The sequence below is a fragment of the Pseudomonas lini genome (assembly GCF_964063345.1).
Classification (GTDB): Bacteria; Pseudomonadota; Gammaproteobacteria; order Pseudomonadales; family Pseudomonadaceae; genus Aquipseudomonas; species Aquipseudomonas lini_B.
The window spans coordinates 4,002,158-4,028,440 of the sequence record NZ_OZ061318.1 but is presented as its reverse complement, the minus strand read 5'-3'; the positions used below and the strand labels follow the sequence as shown (position 1 = coordinate 4,028,440).

General features: G+C 60.2%; 25 protein-coding genes. 14 read left to right on the top strand and 11 right to left on the bottom strand.

Annotation, left to right across the window (positions count from 1 at the left end; all coding sequences use genetic code 11):
- Window positions 1–67 precede the first annotated feature (67 nt).
- The 3 genes from AB3226_RS18165 to AB3226_RS18155 all read left to right on the top strand — a co-directional run bounded on the left by AB3226_RS18165 (window position 68) and on the right by AB3226_RS18155 (window position 3,308).
- Window positions 68–1,150: a BMP family ABC transporter substrate-binding protein gene (locus tag AB3226_RS18165; protein ID WP_367374064.1), complete on the top strand. Its 1,083-nt coding sequence runs from the start codon at window positions 68–70 to the stop codon at window positions 1,148–1,150.
- A 157-nt stretch (window positions 1,151–1,307) separates the two neighbouring features.
- Window positions 1,308–2,273 (top strand): 2-oxoglutarate and iron-dependent oxygenase domain-containing protein, encoded by a 966-nt coding sequence (locus AB3226_RS18160; RefSeq protein ID WP_367374063.1) that lies wholly within the window; start codon window positions 1,308–1,310, stop codon window positions 2,271–2,273.
- A gap of 81 nt (window positions 2,274–2,354) precedes the next feature.
- Complete coding sequence (locus AB3226_RS18155; protein WP_367374062.1) at window positions 2,355–3,308, top strand: adenosine deaminase; 954 nt, start codon at window positions 2,355–2,357, stop codon at window positions 3,306–3,308.
- A 116-nt stretch (window positions 3,309–3,424) separates the two neighbouring features.
- On the opposite strand, the gene AB3226_RS18150 is transcribed toward AB3226_RS18155, so the two are convergent.
- From AB3226_RS18150 to AB3226_RS18140, 3 genes are all read right to left on the bottom strand, one after another.
- Window positions 3,425–4,807, bottom strand: coding sequence for an MFS transporter (locus AB3226_RS18150; RefSeq protein WP_367374061.1), 1,383 nt, complete (start codon window positions 4,805–4,807; stop codon window positions 3,425–3,427).
- A 133-nt stretch (window positions 4,808–4,940) separates the two neighbouring features.
- Window positions 4,941–5,675 carry a helix-turn-helix transcriptional regulator gene (locus AB3226_RS18145; RefSeq protein WP_030128369.1) on the bottom strand — a complete coding sequence of 245 codons (735 nt, stop codon included), beginning with the start codon at window positions 5,673–5,675 and terminating at the stop codon, window positions 4,941–4,943.
- 315 nt (window positions 5,676–5,990) lie between these two features.
- Window positions 5,991–6,920 (bottom strand): LysR family transcriptional regulator, encoded by a 930-nt coding sequence (locus AB3226_RS18140; protein ID WP_367374060.1) that lies wholly within the window; start codon window positions 6,918–6,920, stop codon window positions 5,991–5,993.
- Between the two features lie 117 nt (window positions 6,921–7,037).
- Between AB3226_RS18140 and AB3226_RS18135 the strand changes: the two genes are divergently transcribed.
- The 3 genes from AB3226_RS18135 (at window position 7,038) to AB3226_RS18125 (ending at window position 8,732) form a co-directional block, all read left to right on the top strand.
- Window positions 7,038–7,331 carry a putative quinol monooxygenase gene (locus AB3226_RS18135; protein ID WP_367374059.1) on the top strand — a complete coding sequence of 98 codons (294 nt, stop codon included), beginning with the start codon at window positions 7,038–7,040 and terminating at the stop codon, window positions 7,329–7,331.
- A 32-nt stretch (window positions 7,332–7,363) separates the two neighbouring features.
- A complete protein-coding gene (locus AB3226_RS18130) occupies window positions 7,364–8,377 on the top strand; it encodes a zinc-binding alcohol dehydrogenase family protein (RefSeq protein ID WP_367374058.1) in 1,014 nt (337 codons plus the stop codon).
- 184 nt (window positions 8,378–8,561) lie between these two features.
- Window positions 8,562–8,732, top strand: a complete 171-nt coding sequence (locus AB3226_RS18125; RefSeq protein ID WP_367374057.1) for a hypothetical protein — start codon at window positions 8,562–8,564, stop codon at window positions 8,730–8,732.
- Between the two features lie 8 nt (window positions 8,733–8,740).
- On the opposite strand, the gene AB3226_RS18120 is transcribed toward AB3226_RS18125, so the two are convergent.
- Complete coding sequence (locus AB3226_RS18120; protein WP_367374056.1) at window positions 8,741–9,937, bottom strand: multidrug effflux MFS transporter; 1,197 nt, start codon at window positions 9,935–9,937, stop codon at window positions 8,741–8,743.
- A gap of 107 nt (window positions 9,938–10,044) precedes the next feature.
- Window positions 10,045–10,242 (bottom strand): heavy-metal-associated domain-containing protein, encoded by a 198-nt coding sequence (locus AB3226_RS18115; RefSeq protein ID WP_008069687.1) that lies wholly within the window; start codon window positions 10,240–10,242, stop codon window positions 10,045–10,047.
- 160 nt (window positions 10,243–10,402) lie between these two features.
- On the opposite strand from AB3226_RS18115, the gene AB3226_RS18110 reads away from it, so the two are divergent.
- The 3 genes from AB3226_RS18110 to cueR all read left to right on the top strand — a co-directional run bounded on the left by AB3226_RS18110 (window position 10,403) and on the right by cueR (window position 13,788).
- Window positions 10,403–10,786, top strand: coding sequence for a hypothetical protein (locus tag AB3226_RS18110; protein WP_048396201.1), 384 nt, complete (start codon window positions 10,403–10,405; stop codon window positions 10,784–10,786).
- Between the two features lie 198 nt (window positions 10,787–10,984).
- The gene (locus tag AB3226_RS18105; protein WP_367374055.1) at window positions 10,985–13,378 is read left to right on the top strand and encodes a heavy metal translocating P-type ATPase; all 2,394 of its coding nucleotides are present in this window, start codon (window positions 10,985–10,987) and stop codon (window positions 13,376–13,378) included.
- Window positions 13,375–13,788, top strand: a complete 414-nt coding sequence (gene cueR / locus AB3226_RS18100; protein ID WP_007907120.1) for a Cu(I)-responsive transcriptional regulator — start codon at window positions 13,375–13,377, stop codon at window positions 13,786–13,788. The genes AB3226_RS18105 and cueR overlap by 4 nt, the downstream gene beginning before the upstream one ends.
- Here cueR and AB3226_RS18095 read toward each other — a convergent pair.
- Both AB3226_RS18095 and AB3226_RS18090 read right to left on the bottom strand, forming a co-directional pair.
- Window positions 13,742–14,956, bottom strand: coding sequence for an MFS transporter (locus AB3226_RS18095; protein WP_367374054.1), 1,215 nt, complete (start codon window positions 14,954–14,956; stop codon window positions 13,742–13,744). The two genes, cueR and AB3226_RS18095, sit on opposite strands and share 47 nt — an antisense overlap.
- Before the next feature lie 214 nt (window positions 14,957–15,170).
- Window positions 15,171–16,064: a PA4780 family RIO1-like protein kinase gene (locus AB3226_RS18090; protein WP_253552160.1), complete on the bottom strand. Its 894-nt coding sequence runs from the start codon at window positions 16,062–16,064 to the stop codon at window positions 15,171–15,173.
- A gap of 449 nt (window positions 16,065–16,513) precedes the next feature.
- Between AB3226_RS18090 and AB3226_RS18085 the strand changes: the two genes are divergently transcribed.
- Window positions 16,514–18,460: a methyl-accepting chemotaxis protein gene (locus tag AB3226_RS18085; RefSeq protein WP_367374053.1), complete on the top strand. Its 1,947-nt coding sequence runs from the start codon at window positions 16,514–16,516 to the stop codon at window positions 18,458–18,460.
- Window positions 18,461–18,561: 101 nt separating this feature from the next.
- Here the strand turns inward: AB3226_RS18085 and AB3226_RS18080 are convergent, their stop codons facing one another.
- Window positions 18,562–19,353, bottom strand: a complete 792-nt coding sequence (locus AB3226_RS18080; protein ID WP_367374052.1) for a helix-turn-helix transcriptional regulator — start codon at window positions 19,351–19,353, stop codon at window positions 18,562–18,564.
- Window positions 19,354–19,437: 84 nt separating this feature from the next.
- Here AB3226_RS18080 and AB3226_RS18075 point away from each other — a divergent pair, with 84 nt between their 5' ends.
- The gene (locus tag AB3226_RS18075; RefSeq protein ID WP_367374051.1) at window positions 19,438–20,466 is read left to right on the top strand and encodes a bile acid:sodium symporter family protein; all 1,029 of its coding nucleotides are present in this window, start codon (window positions 19,438–19,440) and stop codon (window positions 20,464–20,466) included.
- A 7-nt stretch (window positions 20,467–20,473) separates the two neighbouring features.
- Here AB3226_RS18075 and AB3226_RS18070 read toward each other — a convergent pair whose 3' ends face one another.
- Window positions 20,474–21,751 carry an acetyl-CoA C-acetyltransferase gene (locus AB3226_RS18070; RefSeq protein ID WP_367374050.1) on the bottom strand — a complete coding sequence of 426 codons (1,278 nt, stop codon included), beginning with the start codon at window positions 21,749–21,751 and terminating at the stop codon, window positions 20,474–20,476.
- A 184-nt stretch (window positions 21,752–21,935) separates the two neighbouring features.
- Between AB3226_RS18070 and AB3226_RS18065 the strand changes: the two genes are divergently transcribed.
- Window positions 21,936–23,288, top strand: coding sequence for a 3-oxoacyl-ACP reductase (locus AB3226_RS18065; protein WP_367374049.1), 1,353 nt, complete (start codon window positions 21,936–21,938; stop codon window positions 23,286–23,288).
- 2 nt (window positions 23,289–23,290) lie between these two features.
- The gene (locus AB3226_RS18060) at window positions 23,291–24,145 is read left to right on the top strand and encodes a MaoC family dehydratase (protein ID WP_367374048.1); all 855 of its coding nucleotides are present in this window, start codon (window positions 23,291–23,293) and stop codon (window positions 24,143–24,145) included.
- Window positions 24,146–24,314: 169 nt separating this feature from the next.
- Here the strand turns inward: AB3226_RS18060 and AB3226_RS18055 are convergent, their stop codons facing one another.
- Both AB3226_RS18055 and AB3226_RS18050 read right to left on the bottom strand, forming a co-directional pair.
- Window positions 24,315–24,716, bottom strand: a complete 402-nt coding sequence (locus tag AB3226_RS18055) for a response regulator (RefSeq protein WP_007907484.1) — start codon at window positions 24,714–24,716, stop codon at window positions 24,315–24,317.
- 84 nt (window positions 24,717–24,800) lie between these two features.
- Window positions 24,801–24,998, bottom strand: a complete 198-nt coding sequence (locus AB3226_RS18050) for a Flp family type IVb pilin (protein ID WP_007907481.1) — start codon at window positions 24,996–24,998, stop codon at window positions 24,801–24,803.
- A 324-nt stretch (window positions 24,999–25,322) separates the two neighbouring features.
- On the opposite strand from AB3226_RS18050, the gene cpaB reads away from it, so the two are divergent.
- Entirely contained in the window at window positions 25,323–26,252 is a 930-nt protein-coding gene (gene cpaB / locus AB3226_RS18045) for a Flp pilus assembly protein CpaB (RefSeq protein WP_367374047.1), read from the top strand.
- The last annotated feature ends 31 nt before the right edge of the window (window positions 26,253–26,283 follow it).

Sequence of the window (26,283 nt, the reverse complement as noted above, 5' to 3'; positions counted from 1 at the left end):
TGTTGTCCTGTTGGTCAGCAATTTGCATTGCCCTCCTCCATCTCACAACAAAATGGAGTTCCAGTTCATGCATAAACGTCCGTTGAAGCAGCTGCTTTGCGCCGTCGCCGCCACCATCGGTCTGAGCGCCAGCCTGACCGCCAGTGCTGCCGACCCGCTGAAAGTCGGCTTCGTCTATATCGGCCCGATCGGTGACCACGGCTGGACGTATCAGCATGAACAGGGACGCAAGGAGCTGGCTGAGAAGTTCGCCGACCAGATCACCACCAACTACGTGGAGAACGTCGCCGAGGGCGCCGATGCCGAGCGGGTGATCCGCAACATGGCCAAGGACAAATATGACCTGATTTTCACCACGTCTTTTGGCTACATGAACCCGACCCTGAAAGTCGCCAAGCAATTTCCCAAGGTGACCTTCGAACACGCCACTGGCTACAAGCAGGACAAGAACCTCGGCACTTACCTGGCGCGCACTTATGAAGGCCGCTACGTCGGCGGTTTCCTTGCGGCGAAGATGACCAAGACCAAAAAAGTCGGCTACGTCGCCTCGTTCCCGATTCCGGAAGTCATCCGCGATATCAACGCCATTCAACTGGCTCTGAACAAGTACAACCCGGGCACCGAGATCAAAGTGGTATGGGTCAATTCCTGGTTCGACCCGGGCAAGGAAGCTGACGCCGCCAACGCGCTGATCGACCAGGGCGTGGACGTGGTGTTCCAGCACACCGACAGCCCGGCACCGATCCAGGCGGCCGAACGACGCGGCGTGTACGCCGTCGGTTATGCATCGGACATGGCGCACTTCGGGCCGAAAGCGGTGCTGACGTCTATCGTCAATGACTGGGGGCCGCATTACATTCAGGCGACCCAAAGCGTGCTCGACCACACATGGAAATCCCAGGATTACTGGGGCGGTCTGAAGGAGGGCACGGTTGAGCTGCCGATCAGCGACCTGGTGCCGGCTGCGGTGAAAACCGAAGCCGAGCAGATCATCGCCGACATCAAGAGCGGCGCGTTGCATCCGTTCACCGGGCCGATCAAGGATCAGGCCGGCGTGGAGAAAATCCCGGCGGGCGCGACGGCAACCAATGCGCAGCTGGCATCGATGAACTATTACGTCGAAGGCATGAAGGCCGAGATACCGAAGTGACTTAGTCAGACACGAAACCCTGTGGGAGCGGGCTTGCCCGCGATGAGGCCATTACATTCAGCATCATTGTTGACTGTCAGTTCGCTATCGCGGGCAAGCCCGCTCCCACAGGGCTCTGCGGTGCGTTTTCAATCTGCGTACTCTTCAGGACAATCGCATGAACAGCCTCCCGATCATCGACATCAGCCCGCTCTACAGCGCCGATCAAAACGCCTGGCAATCGATCGCCACACAAATCGACCATGCCTGCCGCGAATGGGGCTTTTTCTATATCAAGGGCCACCCGATCGCCCCGTCGCGTATCGCCGCAGTGCTCGAGCATGCCCAACGTTTCTTCGCCCTGCCCCCCGCCGAAAAACTCAAGATCGACATCACCCAGACCCGCCACCACCGTGGCTATGGCGCCATCGCCACCGAGCAACTCGACCCGAGCAAACCCAGCGATCTGAAAGAAACCTTCGACATGGGGCTGCACCTGCCGGTCGATCATCCCGAGGTTATTGCGGAAAAACCCTTGCGCGGTCCCAACCGTCATCCGTCGATGCCCGGCTGGGAATCGCTGATGGAGCAACACTACGTTGACATGCAGGCGCTCGCCCAAACCCTGTTGCGAGCCATGACCCTGGCGTTGGGCATCGAGCGCGATTTCTTCGATACACGTTTCAAAGAACCGGTCAGCGTACTGCGGATGATTCATTACCCACCGCGCCACACTGCCAGCTCCTTCGATCAGCAAGGTGCCGGCGCTCACACCGATTACGGCTGCATCACCCTGCTCTATCAGGATGCCGCTGGCGGTCTGCAAGTGCGCAACGTGCAAGGCGAATGGATCGATGCGCCGCCGATCGAAGGCACGTTCGTGGTCAACCTTGGCGACATGATGGCGCGCTGGAGCAACGACCGTTACCTGTCGACGCCGCACCGGGTGATCAGCCCGCTAGGGGTGGATCGGTACTCGATGCCATTCTTTGCCGAACCGCACCCCGATACACCTATCGAATGCCTGCCCGGCTGCCAGGATGAACGGCACCCGGCGAAGTATCCGGCCACCACCTGCGCCGAATTCCTGCTGTCGCGCTTTGCCGATACCTACGCCTATCGGCGGGAACAGCAAGCCGTGTAATGAACCGGCTGGTCAGGTTTTGCTCATTGTTTCTGCGGGCATCTGTAGAATGTCCTCATTGCACCTGACGAGATTTCATAAATGTACGACTGGCTGAACGCTCTGCCCAAGGCAGAATTGCACTTGCACCTGGAAGGTTCGCTGGAGCCTGAGCTGCTGTTCGCCCTGGCCGAACGCAACAAGATCGCCCTGCCGTGGAGCGATGTTGAAACCCTGCGCAAGGCTTACGCCTTCAATAACCTGCAAGAGTTTCTCGACCTGTATTACCAGGGCGCCGACGTGTTGCGCACCTCGCAGGATTTCTACGACCTTACCTGGGCCTACCTGTTGCGCTGCAAGGCGCAGAACGTGATTCACACCGAACCGTTCTTTGACCCGCAAACCCACACCGACCGTGGCATCCCGTTCGAAGTAGTGCTCAACGGCATCGCCGCCGCACTGAAGGATGGCGAGCAGCAGCTGGGCATCACCAGCGGTTTGATCCTCAGTTTCCTGCGTCACTTGAGCGAAGACGAAGCGCAGAAAACCCTCGACCAGGCACTGCCGTTCCGCGATGCGTTTGTCGCCGTGGGCCTGGACAGTTCGGAGATGGGCCACCCGCCGAGCAAGTTCCAGCGGGTGTTCGATCGGGCGCGCAACGAAGGCTTCCTGACCGTGGCGCACGCCGGTGAAGAAGGCCCGCCCGAGTACATCTGGGAAGCCCTCGACCTGCTGAAAATCCAGCGCATCGACCATGGCGTACGCGCCATCGAAGACGAGCGCTTGATGCAGCGAATCATCGACGAGCAGATCCCGCTGACCGTGTGCCCGTTATCGAACACCAAACTCTGCGTGTTCGATCACATGTCCCAGCACAACATCCTCGACATGCTCGAGCGCGGTGTGAAGGTCACGGTGAACTCCGATGATCCGGCCTACTTCGGCGGGTATGTCACCGAGAACTTCCACGCGCTGTATACCGATCTGGGCATGACCCAGGATCAGGCCAAGCGCCTGGCGCAGAACAGCCTGGATGCGCGGTTGGTAAAGCAGTAAGCAACACCGCAAAACCCTGTGGGAGCGGGCTTGCCCGCGATGAGGCCATCAGCTTCGACATCTCGTTGACTGACAGACCGCTATCGCGGGCAAGCCCGCTCCCACAGGGACTGTGTTCAGCCGACGATCTCTACTTCGCTCAACTCCTCCAACGTCTTGCCCCGGGTTTCCATCCCGAACATCCACACCACCCCCGCCGCAATCGCAAAGCACATCGCCCCCAACGCAAATACCCCGCCCTGCCCGGTCATCGGGAACACCAGCCCGGTCACCAACGGCCCGAGCAATGACCCCACACGGCCGATGGCCGACGCAAACCCCGAGCCCGTGGCGCGTGCCGACGTCGGGTACAACTCAGGGGTGTAGGTGTAGAGCACCGCCCACATGCCGAACAGAAAGAACTGCATCAGCAGCCCCGAGGTAATCAACAGACTGACGTTGCCGCCGAACACTGCACTCTGGCCATAAAGAAACGCCATGACCCCGCCGCCGAGCAACGTCACGACGCACACCGGTTTACGCCCCCAACGCTCCACCAGCCAGGCAGCCATGAGGAACCCGGGAATCCCGCCGAGGGAAATCAGCACCGTGTAATACACCGACTGGGTCACGGCGAAGCCCGATTGTTGTAACAGCGCACTGAGCCAGGACGTCAGGCCATAGAAACCCAACAAGGCGAAGAACCACACGCTCCAGATCATCATCGTGCGCTGGCGATACTGCGGCGACCAGATCTCCCGTAGCGCCGAGAAGAAAGTGCCCGGTTGACTCGCCACCCGGGGCAGACGAATCGGTTCAGGCAGATCCGCACGGCCCAGTGAAGTCCGAACCCGGTCTTCAATGCCGCGCAAGACCTTATCCGCCGCATCATGATGCCCGGCTTGCTCCAGCCAGCGCGGTGACTCGGGGATGAAAAAACGAATCGCCAGGACGAACACCGCCGGCACCGCCAACACCAGAAAAATGTCGCGCCAGCCAATCACCGGCAACAGGAAGTACGACAGCACCCCGGCGGCGACGAAACCGAGCGGCCAAAAACCATCCATCAGCGCGATGTAACGCCCACGTCGCTTTGCCGGAATCAGCTCGGACAGCATCGACTGGGCAATCGGAAACTCCATGCCCATGCCGATCCCCAACAGAATTCGGAACAGTGTCAGCGTTTCGACATTCTGCGCCGTGGAGCACAGGTAGCTGGCGATGCCCCACAGCACAATGCTCCACTGGAACACCGGTTTGCGGCCGAAGCGGTCGGCCAGCATGCCGGACAGCGATGCGCCCAGAACCATGCCGAAGAAACTCGAACTGGCCAGCAACCCGGCCTGTGCCGTGCTCAGGCCGAACTCGGTTTTGATCGAGCCGAGCAGGAAGGTCATCATCGCCAGGTCCATGGAGTCGAAGAAAAACGCCAGGGCAATGATGATGAAAATGATGCGGTGATAACCGCTGATGGGCAGCCGTTCCAATCGTTCTGCCGCGCTGAAGCTTCGTGTTTCCATGCCACATTCCCCCAATCCTGAAAGTCCCCGGATCGAGTGTGCGCGATAGCGGCTGGGGATTATTGCTGGATGCGACCTGTCCACAGCTCTGAACGACGCCTGAAACAAATCCCGGACGTCGCACCTCAATGGTCTAAAGCGCCATTTCCAGCTCGGTTTCCTTGGCGAAGCGATGTATTTCCCTTTGCCCCGCAGCGGTGATCTGCAACGCTCGCGAATCGTTGGGCAGGCTCAACCAGCCGGATTGCATGAACAGCTGCAACAACGCCGCGCCCAATGAACCGCCCATGTGCGGGCGTCTTTCGCTCCAGTCCGGGCAAGCGCAAGCGACTCTGCTGTTGCGATGAGCCAGCGCCTGGATGAACACACCGCGCGTCGCCAATTGTGTGGCGCCCTTGTGGGTGATCATGACCCGCTGATCGAATTGCTCGATCCAGCCCGCATCCAGCAGGCGCTGATAGAGATCGGCGGCAAGGGTGCCACCCAGATGGTCGTCGCAAAGCCTGGCTCGCAACAATGACGAAGGCGCCGCCTGAGGTTTGGCGATAGGGCTGGTGCGTTTGAAAACCTCTGGAATGTCCCGAGGCGCGCTGGCCAGGGTCGCGCTGGCCAGGGCCTCTATCGCGGCGCCGACTTCGGGCGCGGCAAGCCGGAAAAACCGTTTGCGTCCACGGGTTTCGACTTTCAACAGACCTCCGGCCGACAAACGCCCTAAATGCGCACTGGCCGAAGACGGCGACAGGCCGGCCAGCAACGCCAGCTCTTCGGTTTGCCGCGCCGAGCCGTCCATCAAGGCCCACATCATTGCGCTGCGCTTTGGGTCAGCCAGCAATGTGGCGATCTGGCTGATGCAAGGTGCATGTTCCATGTATTCACTCCCTGTTGAATCGTTTCGTCTACTGCTCAGAGACATCTTGACCAGTAATGTGTCGTCGGCCAAGACGCGAAAACCGCCATAAACCGGCAAAGTCACCCACTCACCCAAGCGATTGCTTCGGGGGTGCAATGAAGGTCCGGCGATGACCATCGGGTCTGACCGAATCGAACCTGAACTCGCCATTGCGAGGTCGACGGTGCGTACATGAGGCGAGCGCTAGTATAAGCGGGTTAACCGCCGGTTCCTGCCCTCGGGGATCCATTGGTGGTGATAGTTCCTGACAGAAATTTCGCTATTTGCCTGCGACTAATGATCGACATCCGATTTAGTCGGAAATTGACTGCTTATACGAGCGCATCGGCTGGCAAGCATTTCCCGCAAAAGGTTCACCGGCTTACTCAATTGTGCGCGATGGGCGCACAGCAAATTCAGCGGTGCGCGCTCACAGAGCAGCTCCGGCATCAGCACTTTCAACCGACCGGCCAGCACATCGGCGGCGACATCGAGCCAGGACTTATACGCAATCCCTGCTCCCGCTACGGCCCACAGACGCACAACATCGGCGTCGTCACTGAAGCGATCGCCACTGACCGTCAGGCTTACTTCTCGTTTGCCATCGTGGAAACTCCAGTGATCGTGAACCCGGCCGCCGAGCATGAACAACAGGCAATTGTGCTGAGCCAGTTGCTCCAAATGCCGAGGTTCACCATGCCGAGCCAGGTAACTCGGTGCCGCACAGAGCACGCGACGGTTCTGCGGGGCGATGGGCAATGCCACCAGGCTCGAGTCTTCCGGCTCGCCATAACGCAGGGCGATGTCCACCGGTTGGCGGAACAGGTCGGCGATGCGGTCGCCCAACAGCAACCGAACCGTGAGTTTCGGATGCTCGCGCTGAAACTCGTCGAGCCAGGGCAACAGCAGGTTGCGACCGAAATCCGACGGTGCCGACAGCTGCAAAATCCCGCTGACCTGATCCTGCCCGCTGGCCAGCAAGCGGCGACCCTCATCGAGATTGCTCAAGGCTGCCCGGGCGTATTCCAGAAAGCCTTCGCCTTCAGCGGTCAGACGCAGACTGCGGGTAGAACGGGCGAGCAAGCGCGCGCCGAGTTGTTGTTCGATGCGCTTCAACGCCGCACTGGCCACCGCCGCCGACATATCCATCACCCGCGCCGCCGCCGACAGACTGCCCAGGTCCGCAGCCCGAACGAATAACTGCAAGTCATCGAAACGCAACATCGTCAGCCTCGATTATCAAAAAAATATTGAAAGAGACTGCTCTTTTAGCGGGTTTTATCTTTCCGGGAAATAACCAATCATCTGTCCCATCGAAATCATTCCGTTCCGGAGTCGAACATGTCCCAGCCATTTACCGCTATTGCCACCCTCATTGCTAAAACCGGTCAGCAGGACGCCCTCGAACAGCAACTGCGTGCGCTGCTGGAACCGACCCGTGCCGAAGCCGGTTGCAGTCAATACGACCTGCATCAAGACCTCGCCAATCCCCTGGCCTTTTACATGATCGAACACTGGAGCAGCGACGAAGCCCTGCAAGCCCATGACGCCAGCGCCCACATTCAGAACTTTCGTGCCAAGGCCGGCGACTTCCTCGAACACTTCGACCTCAAGCGCCTGCGCACCGTGGCTTGATTCCTTCTTCCATCACTTTTCAGGAGCCCCACATGAAAGCCATCGCCTACTACGCCTCCCTGCCCATCAGCGACGAAAAATCCCTGCAAGACATCGAACTGCCAGAACCGGTCGCCGGCCCGCGCGACCTGTTGGTGGAGGTCAAAGCCATCTCGGTCAACCCGGTGGATACCAAGGTTCGCCAGAACGTCCAGCCTGAAGGTGGCGCGGCAAAGGTGCTGGGCTGGGACGTGGCCGGTGTGGTCAAGGCCGTCGGCAGCGAAGTGACCTTGTTCAAGGCTGGCGACAAGGTGTTCTACGCCGGCTCCATCGCCCGTGCCGGCGGCAATAGCGAGTTGCATGTGGTGGACGAGCGAATCGTCGGCCATATGCCGAAAACCCTCGGTTTCGCCGAAGCCGCCGCCCTGCCGCTGACCGCCATCACCGCGTGGGAATTGCTGTTCGAACGCCTGCAAGTGCGCGAAAGCAAAACCGATGAGGGCCAAAGCCTGCTGATCGTCGGTGCTGCTGGCGGTGTCGGTTCGATCCTCACGCAACTGGCCAGCCAGCTCACCGGGCTGAAGGTCATCGGCACCGCTTCCCGTGCACAAACCCAGAGCTGGGTGCGTGACCTGGGCGCCGATCAGGTGATCGATCATAGCCAGCCGCTGAGTGAAGAACTCAAACGCGCGGGATTCGAGCATGTGACCCATGTCGCCAGCCTGACCCAGACCGATCAACACCTGGATCAATTGGTGGAGGCGTTGGCGCCGCAAGGCAAACTGGCGCTGATCGACGATCCGAAGTCGCTAGACGTGACCAAGCTCAAGCGCAAGAGCCTGTCGCTGCACTGGGAATTCATGTACACCCGCTCGCTGTTCGAAACCGCAGACATGATCGAGCAACACAAACTGCTCAACCGCGTCGCCGGGCTGATCGATGCGGGCACCCTGAAGACCACAGTCGGCGAGCACTTCGGAACCATCAACGCGGCCAACCTGCGGCGTGCCCATGAGCTGTTGGAGAGCGGCAAGTCCAAGGGCAAGATTGTGCTTGAAGGGTTCTGAAGATCTAAGGCAAATGATCGCAGGCTTCTGTAGGAGCTGCCGAAGGCTGCGATCTTTTGCCGTCAGTCAGAGAGTTGACCGTTGTCACAATTGCGATCGTATTCAGGTCTACAATCGAAAACTCTGCGAACAATCATTTACGTGATGTCTTTTACGAAACGTCTTTTACGAAAGGAGCTCAGCAATGAAGATCCAGATAAAAGAAGTGGCAACATCCCGCTGGCAGGTCCGACTGGATCAACACGCTGTGACGTTCCGCAGTGAAGCCGAAGCGCTGGCCTTCACTAAAACGCTTGAAGCGCGCTTGCACGCGCCCCATCAGTTTCCCGACCGTCAGCAGCGCGCTGCTGGCTGAGTCCGTCCTCAGACCTGGGCTTGCGTCAGCGCCCGGGCATTTTGCAAACGTCGGGTGAGCGTCGCCGCGCTCACCACCAGAATCCCGCACAGGCTGATGACCATGGCCATCGGCATGGCGCTGCCATCATGCAAAACACCCACCAATGCTGCGGCTCCGGCGGCGACGCTGAACTGCAGGCAACCAAGCATCGCCGAGGCACTGCCCGCCCGCGCGCCTTGCCCATTCATGGCGCAGGCCGAGGCATTGGGAACAATACAACCCAGACTGGCGATGCAGATAAAAAGCGGAATCAGCAACGGCCACAACTGCGCGGTATGCAACACGCTGACCGCCAACAGGGCCAGACCGCCCGCCAGATAGAGCCAGACGGTACGGGCCAATAAAAAGGCCGGACCGCGCTTGGCCAGCATCCGGGCATTGACCTGGGCCACCAGAATGAAACCCGCCGCATTAATGCCGAACAGCCAGCCGAAATGCTCGGCCGGTACGCCATAGAGTTTGATGAAGACGAACGGTGAACCGGCGATGTAGGCAAACATCCCGGCGATGGCGATACCACCGGTCAGGGCATGACCGAGGAAGATTGGGTCCGCCAACAACCGACCGTACTGACGCAGTGCGCCCGACAACGGTTGGCGCGGCACATGGGCCGGCAGACTTTCCGGCAGCCCGAGAGCCACTGCCAACCCTGCCAGTGCACTGAAACCGGTCAGCACCAGAAAGATCGACTGCCAGCCCGTCGTATTGACCAGCAACCCGCCCAGCATCGGCGCAAGAATCGGCGCCAGGCCCATCACCAGCATCAACTGCGAAAAGACCTTCGCCGAACCCACCGCATCGCATTTATCGCTGACCACCGCCCGGGAGATCACCATGCCCGCGCAACCGCCCAGCGCCTGGACGAAACGTGCACCGATCAGCCACTCCAGAGTCGGCGCATAAGCACAGGCCAATGACGCAGCAGTGAACAAACCGACGCCGGTCAGCAAGGGAATCCGTCGCCCAAAGCGATCCGCCACCGGGCCATAAGCCAATTGGCCGATGGACAGGCCGAGGAAATAGGCCGCCAGGGTCAGTTGAACGTGTTTTTCGTCGGTGCCAAAAGCGAGCGCCATCGCCGGGAATGCCGGCAGATAGAAATCGATCGCCAGCGGACCGAAAGCGCTCAAGGCGCCGAGAATCAGGATTGCGCGGAAGTTCATCAGGCGTCCAGGTTAGGCATGCAGGTTGGCCATGGATCGGCAGGCCAACAGTTTAGCCGGGCGTGGACGCCTTGAACATTCCGTTAGGTCGCTAACTATTAAAAAACTCAGGCCAGTTTGACGCCATAACCCTCTTCGCTGATCGCGGCAATCACCTGATCGGCCGTCAGCGCGCTTTCAACGCCGACTTCTTTTGCCGCCAGATCAATGCGCACGCTGGCCGCGGGATCCTTGGCTTGCAGCGCCTGAGTGATGGCCTTGACGCAATGACCGCAGGACATGCCTTCAACGTTGAACACTTGCATGGGACGTCTCCTTAATGGGGCCCTTTAATGAGGGTTGGTGGCAGTCTCGAGCTTGCCACCATGGCAAGGTCAAGTTCTAAGGCAAGCTGCCGGGCTGGCAATCGGCGCGGTGCTCGGCCAAGCTGCGTCCATCTATGACTCGACATCAGGAGATTCAGCCATGCGCTGGTCAGCTCTCAGCCTGTTTGGCTTCCTCAGCCTATTTGCCGCGACACCTTCGGTTCAAGCCGCCGGGGAGGATTACGGCGTGCTGATCATTTCCCGCGAGCGCCTGGAAGTGTCGACTTCCTGCGAAATCGGTGTGTACATCCAGGATCAGCTATCGGCGCGACTATTCCAGGAACAGAGCACCTCGTTCAACCTGCCGCCGGGCAATGTATCCCTGCGCCTCAAACTGCTGCCGGGCCAGGCGCCGGGTTGCAACCCGGGCATGCTCGCGCCGGGTTCACAGAACATCACGCTCAAGGCCGGGGATGTGTTGAAGTTCCGGATTGCGATGACGCAGGAAGGGATGTACCTCAAGCCTGCCGCCCTCGAATACTGATCACCACCTACCTGTAGGAGCGAGGCTTGCCCGCGAAGACGTCATAAGAGTCAGCATTGATGTTGAATGTTATGGACCCTTCGCGGGCAAGCCTCGCTCCTACAAAATGCAGGGTCGCAGCGATTTGCAGAGTGGCGCTTGACCTTGCCCGCATGGCAAGGTTGATCCTGTAGGTAATTTCTACAGGGAGCGTGACCGATGTCCGAATCCACCACTTTCGATCTGCCGATTGCCGGCATGACCTGTGCCAGTTGCGCCGGGCGTGTCGAACGAGCCTTGAGCAAAGTCATTGGCGCCACGGCCGTCAGCGTCAATCTGGCCACCGAACAGGCCCGGGTTCAAGCGCCCAGCGACAGCCTGCCGGCCTTGATGGAGGCGGTGCAGCAAGCCGGTTACAGCGTGCCCCAGCAGAGCCTGGAATTGAGCATCGACGGCATGACCTGCGCGTCCTGCGTCGGACGCGTCGAACGGGCACTGGCCAAGGTGCCGGGGGTCAAAAGTGTCAGCGTCAACCTGGCCAACGAACGTGCGCACCTCGAACTGCTCGGCCAGGTCGACCCGCAAGCTTTGCTCGACGCCGTGACCAAGGCTGGTTACTCCGCCAGCGTCTGGAAAGTCGAACACCCGCAAACCGACAATCAACAACAACGATTGCACCGCGAACGCTGGGCCTTGCTGGCGGCTATCGCCCTCGCTTTGCCGCTGGTGCTGCCGATGGTGCTGCAACCTTTCGGCGTGCACTGGATGCTCCCCGCGTGGGTGCAGTTTGCGTTGGCCACGCCGGTGCAGTTCATCTTCGGCGCGCGCTTCTATGTCGCTGCGTGGAAAGCCGTGCGCGCCGGCGCCGGCAACATGGATTTGCTGGTAGCCCTGGGCACCAGCGCCGGCTATGGCTTGAGCGTTTACGAGTGGGCCACCGCTGCCGGTCGCCTGCCGCACCTGTATTTCGAAGCCTCGGCAGTGGTAATCGCTCTGGTGCTGCTGGGCAAATACCTGGAAAGCCGCGCCAAGCGCCAGACCGCCAGCGCCATTCGCGCTCTGGAAGCCTTGCGTCCGGAGCGAGCCATTCAGGTAATCGATGGCCGCGAGCAGGACGTCGCGATCAGCGCTTTGCGCCTCAACGATCTGGTCATGGTCAAACCCGGTGAACGCTTCCCGGTGGATGGTGAAGTGGTGGAAGGCCAGAGCCACGCCGATGAAGCACTGATCAGCGGCGAGAGCCTGCCGGTGCCAAAACAGCCGGGCGACAAGGTCACCGGCGGCGCCATCAATGGCGAAGGTCGGCTGCTGGTTCGGACTTTGGCGCTCGGTGCAGAAACCGTGCTGGCGCGGATCATCCGCCTGGTCGAAGACGCGCAGGCGGCAAAAGCACCGATCCAGAAACTGGTGGATAAAGTCAGCCAGGTGTTCGTGCCGGCGGTGCTGCTGATCGCGCTGGCGACTTTAGTCGGTTGGTGGCTGTACGGCGCGCCACTGGAAACCGCGTTGATCAACGCCGTCGCGGTGTTGGTGATCGCCTGCCCTTGCGCACTCGGGCTGGCCACGCCGACAGCAATCATGGCCGGCACCGGTGTGGCGGCGCGCTACGGGATTCTGATCAAGGATGCCGAAGCGTTGGAGCGTGCCCATGAAGTCAGCGCCGTGGTGTTCGACAAGACCGGCACACTGACTTCGGGCACACCGCGCATCGCTCATCTGAGTGCCAGCGAAGGTGACGAAGCTGCCCTGCTGCAAATGGCCGGTGCGCTGCAACGCGGCAGCGAACACCCGTTGGCCAAGGCTGTGCTGGATGCGTGCGCCGAGCGCGGCTTGACCGTGGCTGATGTCAGCGACAGTCAATCGCTGACCGGGCGCGGCATTGCCGGCAATCTCGATGGTCGACGGTTGGCCTTGGGCAATCGGCGTCTGCTGGAAGAAAGCGGCTTGAGCGCCGGACCATTGACCGACTGCGCAACCGCTTGGGAAACCGAAGGCAGAACCCTGTCCTGGCTGATCGAACAAAGCCCTGAACCGCGAGTGCTCGGCCTGTTCGCCTTCGGAGACACACTCAAACCCGGCGCCTTGCACGCGGTGCAACAGCTGAGTGCACGGAACATCAGCAGCCACTTGCTGACCGGCGATAACCGCGGCAGCGCCAAGGTGGTCGCCGAGGCACTGGGCATCAGCGATGTCCACGCCGAAGTATTGCCGGCGGACAAAGCCGCCACCGTCGCCGCACTAAAAAAAACCGGCGTGGTGGCGATGGTTGGCGATGGCATCAACGACGCGCCGGCCCTCGCCGCGGCAGACATCGGCATCGCCATGGGCGGCGGCACCGACGTCGCCATGCACGCGGCCGGGATCACCCTGATGCGCGGCGATCCACGGCTGGTGCCGGCGGCGCTGGAAATCAGCCGCAAGACCTACGCGAAGATTCGCCAAAACCTGTTCTGGGCCTTCGTCTATAACCTGATCGGCCTGCCACTGGCGGCGTTCGGCTTCCTCAACCCGGTGCTGGCCGGCGCGGCCATGGCGCTGTCGAGCGTCAGCGTGGTCAGCAATGCGTTACTGTTGAAAACCTGGAAACCCAAAGACCTGGAGGACAACCGATGAACATTGGCCAAGCGGCCCGCCAGAGCGGTCTGAGCGCGAAGATGATTCGTTACTACGAATCCATCGGCCTGCTCAAGGCAGCCCATCGCACCGACAGTGGCTACCGGGTCTATGGCGACGACGATCTGCATACCTTGGCGTTCATCAAGCGCTCTCGGGACCTGGGCTTTTCACTGGAAGAGGTCGGTAAATTGCTGACCCTCTGGCAGGACCGTCAGCGAGCCAGTGCCGATGTGAAGGCGCTGGCCCGTCAGCACATCGACGAGCTGAACCAGAAGATTCGCGAACTCGGCCAACTGCGCGACACCCTGCAAGACCTGGTGGAACATTGCCACGGCGACCACCGCCCGGACTGCCCGATCCTCAAGGAGCTGGCGTCGGGCTGCTGCGCCGAACCCGCCCATTCCTGAGCGCCCCCCCCTTCGCCACCAGCAACGTGGTGAGGGGAATGCCGTGGAACAACAACACCACCGCGCCGGGCGTCCACCAGGAATAGAACGGCGCGGCGATCAACATGCCGATGCCGAACCCGGTCATTTGCAGCAGCGTCAGAAAGCTGAAAATCGGCAAGCGCAGGTTGTCCGGTTCACGTTGCAGGCGCGACATCAGGCCGACTTCCGAGATGCCGTCACCCAAGCCTGCGGGCAATGAAAACAGCAGCAAGCCGTAAAGGGTTTGCTGCTGAAACATCAGGATGAAGCCACAAGACATCAGCAACACGCCGAAGAAAAATCGCCGTTCAAGGTGCGCGTTGTCCGTACCTTTCAGGCGACTGGCGACTCGCGCACCGATGAATTTCCCAATGGCCCAGACCGCCAGCATCAGGCCCAGGGTGGTGCTGGCCGACTCGGGTGTCAGCAGCTTTGAAATGATCGGGAGGCCGACGTTGTGCGCGGCGCTGCCAAGCGTATCGGCCATGGCAACGGCGAGCATCGCCGTCAGCACCGGCGCCGTGTGCAAGCCCTGACGCAGGGCCGGCCATTCGCCCTGTTGGTGACGAGGCTCGTCACTGGGTGCAGGTCTGGGAAACCGCAGCGGCACAATCAACAACGCCGCCAGCAGGTAAGTGACCACGTTCAGGGCAAACACCGTTTCAAAGCCAAACCCTGCCACCAACAAACCCGCCACCAGACTCCCGCCGACCATCGCCGCAGACGACGCCGAGGTAATCCAGGCATTGGTCTTGAGCAGCTGCGCCTTATCGATCATGTGCGGTAATTGGCTGTTGAGGCCAATAGCGAACATCGAATTGCCGAAGCCCAGGCCGAACGCGATGACCGGTAGTAGCAGCGCCTGCTGGTCGACCGGCAGCACCAGCAACAAGCCAAGCAATCCTGCACGCAACAAATCAAAGGCGATCAGCGGCATGCGCCCGACCCAGTGGCGATAGAAAGTGGTGCCGATAAGACTGGCAAAAATCCCTCCGCCCACACGGCTGGCGAGGAAGATCCCGACACTCATGGCGCTGTTGCTGAGCAGATAGACGTAAGTGGCCAGGGCAACCATGTTGAGGAAAGCGCCGAAGTCCGAAATCAGCCGGGCGGCGATGATCAGTTGGGCATTGCGGGTGGAATTCACATTCAGTCCTTGAGTGTGGTGAGTACCGCCGTTGTGGATTGTCTGGTCTGACGCCATCGCGGGCAAGCCACGCTCCCACAGGTCAGGTGTCGATCATGGAATCCGGGGGCGACACAAAACTTGTGGGAGCGGGCTTGCCCGCGATGCAGACGACGCGGTCCCAAAAAAAGCATCTACCAAAAACCCGGCCGAAGCCGGGTTTTGGGTCAACCGATTACTGCATCCACGGTGGAGGCGGCTCTTCGGTCTTGCTCGGTGGCGCATCGTCCGCCGCCCGAACCGCTTGACGACGCTCTTCATCGAGACGGGCCGCCTCGATCTCGCGCATGATCCCGCCGACGTCCGCCAGTTCTTCCGGCTCGTCGAACTCGCCGGTCAATACACTGGCCGGGTGCAGAGTGCCGGCTTCGTACAATGCCCACATTTCCTTGGCGTACTTGGTGCGTTTCAACTCCGGTGCAAAACGACCGAAGTACGACGCCATGTTGCCCACGTCCCGCTCCAGCATGTTGAACGCGTGGTTGTTGCCCGCCGCATCCACCGCTTGCGGCAGGTCGATGATGACCGGGCCAGTCGGCGTCAGAAGCACGTTGAACTCGGACAGGTCACCGTGCACCAAACCGGTACACAGCATCAGCACGATCTGCGAAATCAGAAACGCGTGATATTCGCGCGCCTGGTCCGGCTCCAGCACCACATCGTTCAGACGCGGCGCGGCATCACCGTACTCGTCGGCCACCAGTTCCATCAGCAGTACGCCTTCGAGGAAGTCATACGGCTTGGGTACGCGCACACCGGCACCGGCCAGTCGGAACAACGCCGCCACTTCGGCATTCTGCCAGGCATCTTCGGTTTCTTTCTTGCCGAACTTGGAGCCCTTGGCCATCGCTCGAGCCTGCCGGCTGTTGCGCACCTTACGGCCTTCCTGATACTCGGCCGCCTGACGAAAACTGCGTTTATTCGCCTCCTTGTAGACCTTGGCACAACGCAGCTCGTTGCCGCAGCGCACCACATAAACAGCTGCTTCTTTACCACTCATGAGTGGGCGCAGCACCTCGTCGACCAGACCGTCCTCGATCAGGGGTTCAATGCGTTTTGGAGTCTTCATCAGCTTTTATTGTGGGTCCTTTATTACCAAACACGCGAAAGTCATTCGTTATACGGCAATCCTCTCATTCGCGGGAGGGGTTGCCGACCTATGAACGTTCCCATGAACATCAAGAAGCACACAATGTGCCGGATTAATCAGGCGCAACTCATTGACCGCTCAGGATCATAGCTGAGCCTGCGCCACTTGTTGACGAAGGGCTACAAGAGCATTTGCGACAGAATCTGACAGGTAGCCTCTACCCTTCGCCAGATTTTTATCAACAGGCCTAAATTTCCTCGCTCTTCAGCCGAAGTCATTAGAGAGAAAAGGAATTGTCCGACAAATCGCCCCGACAGTGATAACGAGGGCGCACGCACTCAAGGATCGGGGTATCTAACGTTTTCGGCTGCCAATAATCCGCGAGTCATCTGCACTGCGTGGGCCTACAAGAAAAAACTGGAGCGCGGATGAACATCAAACAGAAGTTGACCTGGGCGTTTGCAATCATCGCCTGCTTGCCCGTGGTGCTGGTCGCCACCCTCGTGGTGCTGAACTTGCGCAGCGATGCCAAGGACAATTTTGTCGACGGCAGCGGCCGCGAGATTCGTCAGGTCAGCAATGCCATGCAGCTGTTCTTTGACGGCATCAGCCAGAATGTCGATTACCTGGCCGGCCAGCCGCTGATCAAAGCAGGCGACGCCAGCGTAAAAAGCCGGGTCAGTGCCGACGCCGCGCAATTGCCAGAAAGTGAGATGGACACAAAGCTGCTGGATTTGTTCACCGGGCTGGCCAGCAGCCACCCGGCCTATTCCTATGTGTCTTACGGCTTGTCCAGCGGTGGTTATGCCACATGGCCGGCTGACCCGAAGATGGCCAATTACGACCCCCGTGTTCGCCCCTGGTACAAGACGGCCTTGGCCAACCCAGGCAAGACGATGCGCACTGAGGCCTATTACTGGGCCGGTGACGACGCCGTGCTGGTCAGTACCGTGCGCACGGTGGCCAATCAGCTGGGGGCCCAAGGCGGAGTGCTCGCCATCGATGTGTCCCTCAAGCAGCTCACTGAAATCGTCAAACAAATCAAACTCGGCGAAACCGGCTACCTGATGCTGGTGGAAAACACCGGCACAATCCTGGTCGATCCGAAGCAACCGGAACACAACTTCAAAGCGCTCAATAGCCTCGGCGACGGCTACGCGCAACTCGCCAAGGCCGGTAAAGGGCTGGTGGAAGTCGAGCTCAATGGCGAGCGCTACATGGCCAACGTCTGGCCGTCGGAGCAACTGGGCTGGACCTTTATCGGCCTGATCAAGCAGACCGACGTGATGAGTTCGGCCACTCAACTGACCTGGCTGATCGCGATCATCGCGGCAGTATTGGCGGTATTCTTCGCCATCGTCGGCGCCAGTTTCGCCAGCCTGATCGTGCGACCGATTCGTAGCGTGGCCAGTGGTCTGGAAGGCATTGCCCAGGGTGAAGGCGACCTGACCAAGAACCTGCACATCCGTGGCAGCGACGAAACGGCTCAATTGGCCAACTGGTTCAACCAGTTTCTGGCGGCGATTCGCAATTTGATCCAGAGCATCGGCGGCGCCGCGACCAAAATCCTCGCCACCTCCCAGAGTTCGACGCAAGTCTCCAGCGACATGGCCGAAGCCGCCGGGCGCCAGCGTGAAGCGGTGGACATGGTGTCCACGGCGTTCCACGAAATGGTCGCCACCGCCAACGAAGTCGCACGCTCCTGCAGCCAGGCTGCCGAGTCGGCCGACAGCGGCCAGCGCCAGGCGCGCGAAGGTCAGCAGCAGATCGATGCCGCAGTGAGCAGTGTTGATCGCTTGAGCCAGGAAATCGAGCAATCGGCGCAATCGATGCAACAGCTTGAGCGCGATAGCAACGACATTCAGTCGATCCTCGGGACCATCCGTTCGATCGCCGAACAAACCAACCTATTGGCACTGAACGCCGCCATCGAAGCGGCCCGGGCGGGTGAACAGGGTCGTGGTTTTGCGGTAGTGGCGGATGAAGTTCGCGCCCTGGCCAAACGGACGGCCGACTCCACGGCGGAAATCGACGGACTGCTCGGCAACCTGGCCAAGCGCACCAGCCAGGTGACGCAGCAGATGCATGCGAGCCTGGAAGTGTCTCAGCAATCGGTGACCCGCATCGGCGAAGCGCGCAGCAGCTTCGGGCAGATTCGTGAATCGGTGGATGTGATTCGCGACATGAACACTCAAATCGCCACGGCAGCGGAAGAACAGCATCAAGTGGCGGAAGACATCAATCGCCACATCAGCCAGATTCATGGCGATGCGCAGTTGGTGGCGGAACTGGCGAACTCGGCGCGCCTGGATTCTCAGAGCCTGGCGGGGTTGTCGAATGAGTTGGATGGGTTGGTTCGGCGGTTCAGGACCTGATCCAAAATCCCGGTGGCCGCTTCGCGGCCAATCGCGGGCAAGCCCGCTCCCACAGGGTTTGCGTTGTCCTTGTGGGAGCGGGCTTGCCCGCGATGAGGCCGTCACTGTTTGAACAATTCCCCTGGGGTAAACCCGAACAACCCCTTGAACGCCGCAATAAACGCCGACGTCGAGTCATACCCGCAAGACAGCGCGGCATGGGTCACGCTGTTCCCCTCTTCCAGCAAACTCAGCGACGACAGCAGCCGCATGCGCTGCCGCCAGCCGCGGAAGCTCAACCCGGTTTCACGCTGGAACAAGCGCATCAGGGTTTTCTGCGACGTGCCCAAACGCTCGGCCCACTCCTGCAAGGTCGCATTGCGCTCAGGGCTGTCGATCAGCTCGTTGCACAAGCCCAACAAACGTTCATGCCGGGGCAGCGGCAGGGAAAACCCCACCTCCGGCAGATTCGCCAACTGATCCAGCAACACGCCCACCAATCGCGCCTCCTGGCTGTCGCCCTGTGGATACTCCACCGGCAACAGGCAAAAACGCTTGATCAGTTCCCGCGCCAATGGCGTGACTTCCAGCACCCGGCAACGCCCGTCCGCCCATGGGCAGTCCTCGCGACGCACGTACAGGCTGCGCATCTCGGCACGCATTGAGGTCACAACCTGATGCTCGAGATCCGCCGGAATCCAGATGCCCCACTGCGGCGGTGCAAAGAAACTGCCCTCGGCGGTGTGCACACCGAGAACGCCGCTGATGGCGTAGGAAAACTGCACCCAATCGTGACGATGCGGCGGTGTCCACGAACCAGCGTTCAGACTTTCCGACCGCGCATACAACGGGCGCGGCAACGCCGTCAGCGCCGGGATGGTCCGTTCGAGGGAAAGCTGTCCGTTAGTCGGCATTGATTGGCCTTATGTCGCAAGACGGCTGACAAGGCCGACGTTAGGCTAAGTCATCAATTCTTACAAACGTATTCGGTGCCGGTCATGCATGCCTTCAAACACCTCAAACGCGTGGTCACCGACTGGTTCTTGTGCGGCATGCTGATCGCCACGCTGCTGGCGTATGTCTTCCCGACCTTCGGCGCCACCGGCGGCGGGATGCACGCGGAGTGGGTGATCAACATCGGCGTGTTTCTGGTGTTCTTCCTGCACGGGGTCAACCTCTCCAGTGAGCAGATCCGCCACGGGCTGAAAAACTGGAAGCTGCACGTGATGGTTCAGACCTTCACCTTCGCGGTGTTTCCGCTGATCTGGCTGCTGAGCGACAAGCTGCTGGGCTCGCACACCCCCTCACTGTTAATGCTCGGTTTCCTCTACCTCTGCGCCCTGCCTTCGACCATTTCCTCGTCCGTGGCGCTGACCGGTAGCGCGGGCGGCAATGTACCGGCGGCCATTCTCAACGCGAGCCTGTCCAGTGTGCTGGGGATTTTTCTGACACCGTTGCTGGTGAGTTTCGTGGTTGGCAACGGCGCTGGTGGTATCGACCTCGGTGCAACTCTGCTCGATTTGTGCGCCATGCTGCTATTGCCGCTGGTGCTCGGGCAATTGCTGCGGCCGTTACTGGGCAAGTTTTTCGCTCGGCACAAGCGCTACACCAACATCGCCGACAAACTGGTGATTCTGCTGCTGGTGTACTCGGCGTTCTGCAATTCGATGGTGTCGGGGATGTGGCAGCAACAGGGCAACAGCGTGATTCTGACTGCGCTGATGGGCAGTGCGATTTTGCTGGCAGTCATCCTGTGGATGACCACCCGCACCGCTCGTGCGCTGAAGTTCAGCCCTGCCGATGAGATTGCCGCAGTGTTCTGTGCCAGCAAAAAATCCCTGGCGGCCGGTGCACCGATGGCGGCGCTGATCTTCGGCGCCAACCCCGGCCTTGGCTTGATCCTGCTGCCGATCATGATCTATCACCCGTTGCAGCTGATCGTCTGCTCGGTGATGGTCGAGGGTTACGCCAACCGCAACCGGGAACTGGCCGCGCAGCAACGCGCGGCAGTGCTCAACCCCCAGTAATCAGCAATCAGCGCTCGATAATCGCCGTCACGCCCTGACCGCCCGCTGCGCAGATCGAGATCAACCCTCGGCCCTTGCCCGCCGCGTCCAGCAGCTTCGCCAGGTTGGCGACGATGCGCGCACCGGTGGCGGCAAATGGATGCCCGACGGCCAGTGAACTGCCCTTGACGTTGAGGCGGCTACGGTCGATGGAGCCCAACGGTGCGTCGAGACCGAGACGGGTTTTGCAGAATTCCGGATCCTCCCAAGCCTTCAATGTGCACAGAACTTGCGCGGCGAACGCTTCGTGGATTTCGTAGTAATCGAAGTCCTGCAAGGTCAGGCCATTGCGCGCCAGTAACCGCGGCACGGCATAAGCCGGCGCCATCAGCAGGCCTTCGGCACCGTTGACGAAATCCACCGCCGCCGCTTCGCCGTCACGCCAATAGGCGAGGATCGGCAAGCCGCGCTCTTTCGCCCAGTCCTCACTGCCCAGCAACACTACCGACGCACCATCGGTGAGTGGCGTGGAGTTGCCCGCGGTCAGGGTGCCCTTGGCGCTTTTTTCGAAGGCCGGTTTCAGTGAAGCCAGTTTTTCCAGGGTCAGATCCGGGCGCAAGTTGTTGTCCCGGGTCAGGCCGAGGAATGGCGTCATCAAATCGTTGTGCCAGCCTTCGGCGTAGGACGTGGCCAGTTTCTGATGGCTTTCCTGGGTCAGCTGATCCTGCTCATCGCGCGGGATGCTCCAGGTTTGGGCCATCATTTCACAGTGTTCGCCCATCGACCGGCCGGTGCGCGGCTCGCCGATACTTGGAAAGTCGGGCATCAAGTGGCGGGGGCGCAGTTGCAGGAAGGTTTTTAGTTTGTCAGCGGTGCTTCGGGCGCGGTTGGCCTGCAAGAGGATCTTGCGCAGGCTTTCGTTGACCCCGATCGGTACGTCCGAGGCGGTGTCGACGCCGCCGGCAATGCCACATTCGATCTGACCCAGGGCAATTTTGTTCGCCACCAACAACGTCGCCTCCAGCCCCGTGCCGCAGGCCTGCTGGATGTCGTAGGCCGGTGTCGTCGGCGACAACCGCGAGCCCAGCACGCATTCGCGGGTCAGGCCGTAATCGCGCAAATACTTGAGCAGTGCACCTGCCGCCACTTCACCCATGCGCACACCGTGCAGGTTATAGCGCTCGATCAGGCCTTCCAGCGCTGCGGTAAACATCGCCTGGTTACTGGCAGTGGCGTACGGCCCGTTGGACCGGGCAAAGGGGATACGGTTACCACCGATAATCGCGACGCGGCGCAGCTGAGTCATGAAAAAGCTCCTATTAATCAAATATGAACACCAAACCCACAGGGGGCTGCATTTCCTGAAAGTCCTGCTAAACCCAATCTCAAACTAACCTGCAATGATCAAGCGTAGGCCGTATCTCGTGGGTCGAACGACTAATTACCGTTCATGGTCCACACTTTTAACCCCAGCTGCTGGAGCGTGATCCATGTCTGACCGCTATATCGACTTCGCCAATTCGTCCATCGGCCATCGTGTGGTCGGTGCCCTGGGTCTGCCGTCGCCGGTACGACTGGAACGCTGGCAAGCAGGCCGGCTGCGGCCTATCGAGGGGGCGCTGTTGATTGGCGGTGGCCCGTTGGCGGAAAAAGTCAGCACCCTCGCCAACCGTCTGACCGACACGATTTACAGCTACGGCGCCGATCCGACCCTGGCCACCGCGTGGATTCCCGGCCACGGCCAGAAACTCAAAGCCGTGGTGTTCGACGCCAGTGATCTGGTGCAGGTCGATCAGCTGAAACAGCTGCGCGAGTTCTTCCAACCGCTGATGAAAAACCTCGATCATCATGCGCACCTGGTGATTCTTGGGCGGGCGCCAGAGACCTTGAGCGACCCGTTCGCCGCCAGCGCACAGCGTGCGTTGGAAGGTTTCAGCCGTTCGCTGGCCAAGGAACTGCGCAGCGGCGGCACGTTGCAACTGATCTATGTCGGTGAAGGCGCCGAAGATCAACTGGAAGGCCCATTGCGGTTTTTCCTCTCGCCCAAAAGCGCGTTCATTTCCGGACAAGTCATTCGCTTGAAGGCGTGTGAGGCGCAGGTGATGGACTGGAGTCGCCCCTTGTCAGGACGCAAGGCTCTGGTGACGGGCGCGGCTCGCGGCATCGGCGCTTCGATCGCCGAAACCCTGGCCCGCGACGGCGCCGAGGTAATCCTGCTCGACGTGCCACCGGCCAAAGCCGATCTCGAAGCCCTGGCCGCACGCCTCGGCGGGCGCGGCATCACCCTGGACATCTGCGCCGAAGACGCCGCCACGCAACTGATCGAACATCTGCCCGACGGCATCGACATCGTGGTTCACAACGCCGGCATTACGCGGGACAAAACCCTGGCCAACATGACCCCGGAATTCTGGGACGCGGTGCTGGCGGTCAACCTCAACGCGCCGCAAGTGCTGACCAAGGCGTTGCTCGACAGCGGCACTCTGCGCGACAACGGTCGAGTGATCCTGCTGGCGTCTATCAGCGGCATCGCCGGCAATCGCGGGCAAACCAATTACGCCGCGAGCAAGGCCGGGTTGATCGGCCTGGCCCAAGCCTGGGCGCCGCTGCTGAGTGAACGCGGCATCAGCATCAATGCCGTGGCGCCAGGGTTCATCGAAACCCAAATGACCGCGCACCTGCCCTTCGGCGTACGCGAAGCCGGGCGACGCTTGAGTTCGCTGGGCCAGGGCGGCCTGCCACAAGACGTCGCCGAAGCCGTCGCCTGGCTGGCACAACCGGGTACCGGAGCATTTACCGGGCAAGCGTTGCGCATTTGTGGGCAAAGCGTTTTGGGAGCCTGACCATGACCACCGACTGGCACACTCTCAATAGCGAACCGGGCCTGAAAACGCTGTATGTGAAAGCGGCAACGCGCCGCAAAATCACCGGTACCACGCTGCCTGACTTGGGTTATCACTGCTGGGTCAATGTCGATCCGAAACGCCTGGAGGCTTATCGCAAGGTGTGTGGTTTCGCCGACAACGGCCTGCTACCACCGACGTATCCACACATCCTGGCATTTGCCTTACAGATGCAATTGCTCACGGCCAAAGCGTTTCCGTTCCCGCTGCTGGGGCTGATTCACTTGAGCAATCGCATCCGCATCATGCGCCCCATGGGCGGCGTACACCGGGTGCGGGTCAGCGTGAAAGTGCAGAACCTGCAACCTCATGCCAAAGGGGCGACGTTCGATTTGGTGACGACACTCGACGATCAGTTGGGACCGCTGTGGGAGGCTGAAAGCCAGATGCTCTGCCGGGGCGTCAAACTGGAAGGCGAGCCTGTCGAGGAAGCGTTTGCATCAACGCTGTCGCTGACCGAAGTGGCCCACTGGAAAGCGCCCGCGGACATTGGCCGCCGATATGCCAAGGTGTCCGGGGACTACAACCCGATCCACCTGAGTGCGATCAGCGCGAAGCTCTTTGGTTTCCCTAGCGCCATCGCCCATGGCCTGTGGAACAAGGCACGTACACTGGCAGCCCTGAGCGAACATTTGCCAACGGCAAACGTCGAGATTGCGGTGCAGTTCAGGAAACCGGTGCGCCTCCCCAGTGAAGTAACGCTGATGTCCAGCGCGGCGGGGTCCAGCGGGGATTTTCAGTTGATGGGTGCGGGGGGTCTGGAACACATGGTTGGGCAGTGGCGGCCTGTTGCCTGATGGTTCGGTCTGATCGTTCCCACGCTCTGCGTGGGAATGCAGCCCGGGACGCTCCGCGTCCCAAGAGCCGAACGCAGAGCGTCCGTAGAGGCGTTCCCACGCAGAGCGTGGGAACGATCAAACCCTAAGCCGTTACCGCAGAAATGGATATGTACACCACAAGCCAAGATCAGGAACTAACCACCCCAGGAAACAAATTATTCAACGTCTCCAACAACCGCACGTGATAAATCGGCTTGCGAAACAAATCCAGCACCTGCAACCGCAACATATCACTCACATCATCCATATCCGCATGCCCCGACGTCACAATCACCGGCAAATGCTGACGAGCCGTATGCTCACGCAACCGCTTGATCAACGACATGCCACTCTCTTCCGGCATGCGCAAATCAGTAATCACCAGCGCAATATCAGGATGACAAGTCAAATGATGCAGGGCGAGTTTGACTGACGTTGCCGTAAAACAAGTGAAGCCCTCGCCCTCCAGCAACTCGGCCAGTTCCAGTAACGCATCCTCCTCATCGTCGACCAGAAGCAGCTGTTGGCGAAGGAGCGCTGGAGCGTTCATGGGTAATACCTGCAATGGACTAAGCCTTGACGTTAGAAGCCCTTTGCGGGATTGGCAAATGACTGCCTGTTGCCAGCCTTAAAATCAAAGCGCAGCTGAAATTGTGGTGAACATTGCGGTGACACTCGTGGCGATGGGTGTCGCAAATGCTGCCAGCGCAACGGCCACCATCCCCGCAATAATCGCGTACTCGATACCCGAAGCCCCTTCAGTATCTTTGGCCAGACCTCTGTAAAAAACGAATTCGGATTTGATCTTCTGAACAACTTTAATAAAGGACATGACGTGTCTCCTATGACAGTGGATGTTGCACGGCCGCAACATGATTCCCCTATGCCAGCATCAGCATTGTCGGCAAACCCAAGACCAACAACTGTAAGAACCTATTAATACTTAAGTAGTAACCGGTTCGTTGACGTCACGAAACAGCACTTTTGGCTTCAAACCGTTACTTTTGTCAGATATTTGCCGCCCTGTAATGGCGTTTTGCTCTACCTGCGCTACCGTCAAATAGCGAAATAGTTCCATGTTCATAGTTGCCTGATTGCGAAGTCATCTCGTTAGAACTCTTGGGGGGCATTACGCAACAGGAAAGGGAGAGCCTTCATGAACAGCCGCGTCACCATGGGCCTGGCCGGGCTGTTTCTGGTAGGCGCCATCATTGCCGGTTATTGGGGGCTGGCGCTGAGTCGCCAACCGGCACCCGAATCCATCGCACAACCTGGCACATCATCGGCCCCGATACTGGCGCCGGCGGACGATCCAACCCGCCAGCCGGTGGTTGTGTTGCTGCGAGACATAGCGCCATTCGAGCCAATCACCGCTGCCGACGTGACTGTGGAAAAACTCCGGACCGCCCCGGCCGGCAGCCTGTCCCGTCTCGATCAAGCCATTGGCCGTACGCCTTGGCGCATGCTCACTGCAGGCAGCTGGCTCAATGATGAAAGTTTCGAAACCGGCGGGGCGCTGGCGCGAATGATTCGCCCCGATGAACGCGCCTTGGCCGTGGCGGCGGATGACGTGGTCAATGTCGGCGGTCAACTGAGCCCCGGCGACTATGTCGATGTCCTGCTGTTTCTGCGCATGGACACCAACAACCTCCAGCAATCGGCCCAGGTCGTGGTCCCGGCGTTGCGGGTGCTCGGTGTCGGCGACCAGCTGGGGCTGATGAACGATGGGCTGCCTGCCAACCCGGCGCGCAGCACCGAAGAAAGACTCAAACAGGAACAGCAGCGCGCCAGCGCCCGCACCGTTTTGCTCGCCGTCCCCGAACCTCTCTTGAGTCGCCTGATGCTCGCGGCTCAGGTCGGGGTTTTGCGCCTGGCCGTGCGCAGCGCCGAGGAAAAACGCCTGAACCAATACTGGGCCGGCAACCGCGATTCAAAGGCGAGCCTGGCCAGTGCCAATCGCGAACTGGTGCAGTTCAGTCAACTGGCCCTGGCCGGCACACCCAAACCCGCCACCGGCGGCGCAGCACCGCGCAAGACGAGCGTGGAAGTCATCCGCGGCAATGAAGTCACCCAACAAACGCCCTGAATCGAGCGAGGACGCTTCTCCATGCGCAGAC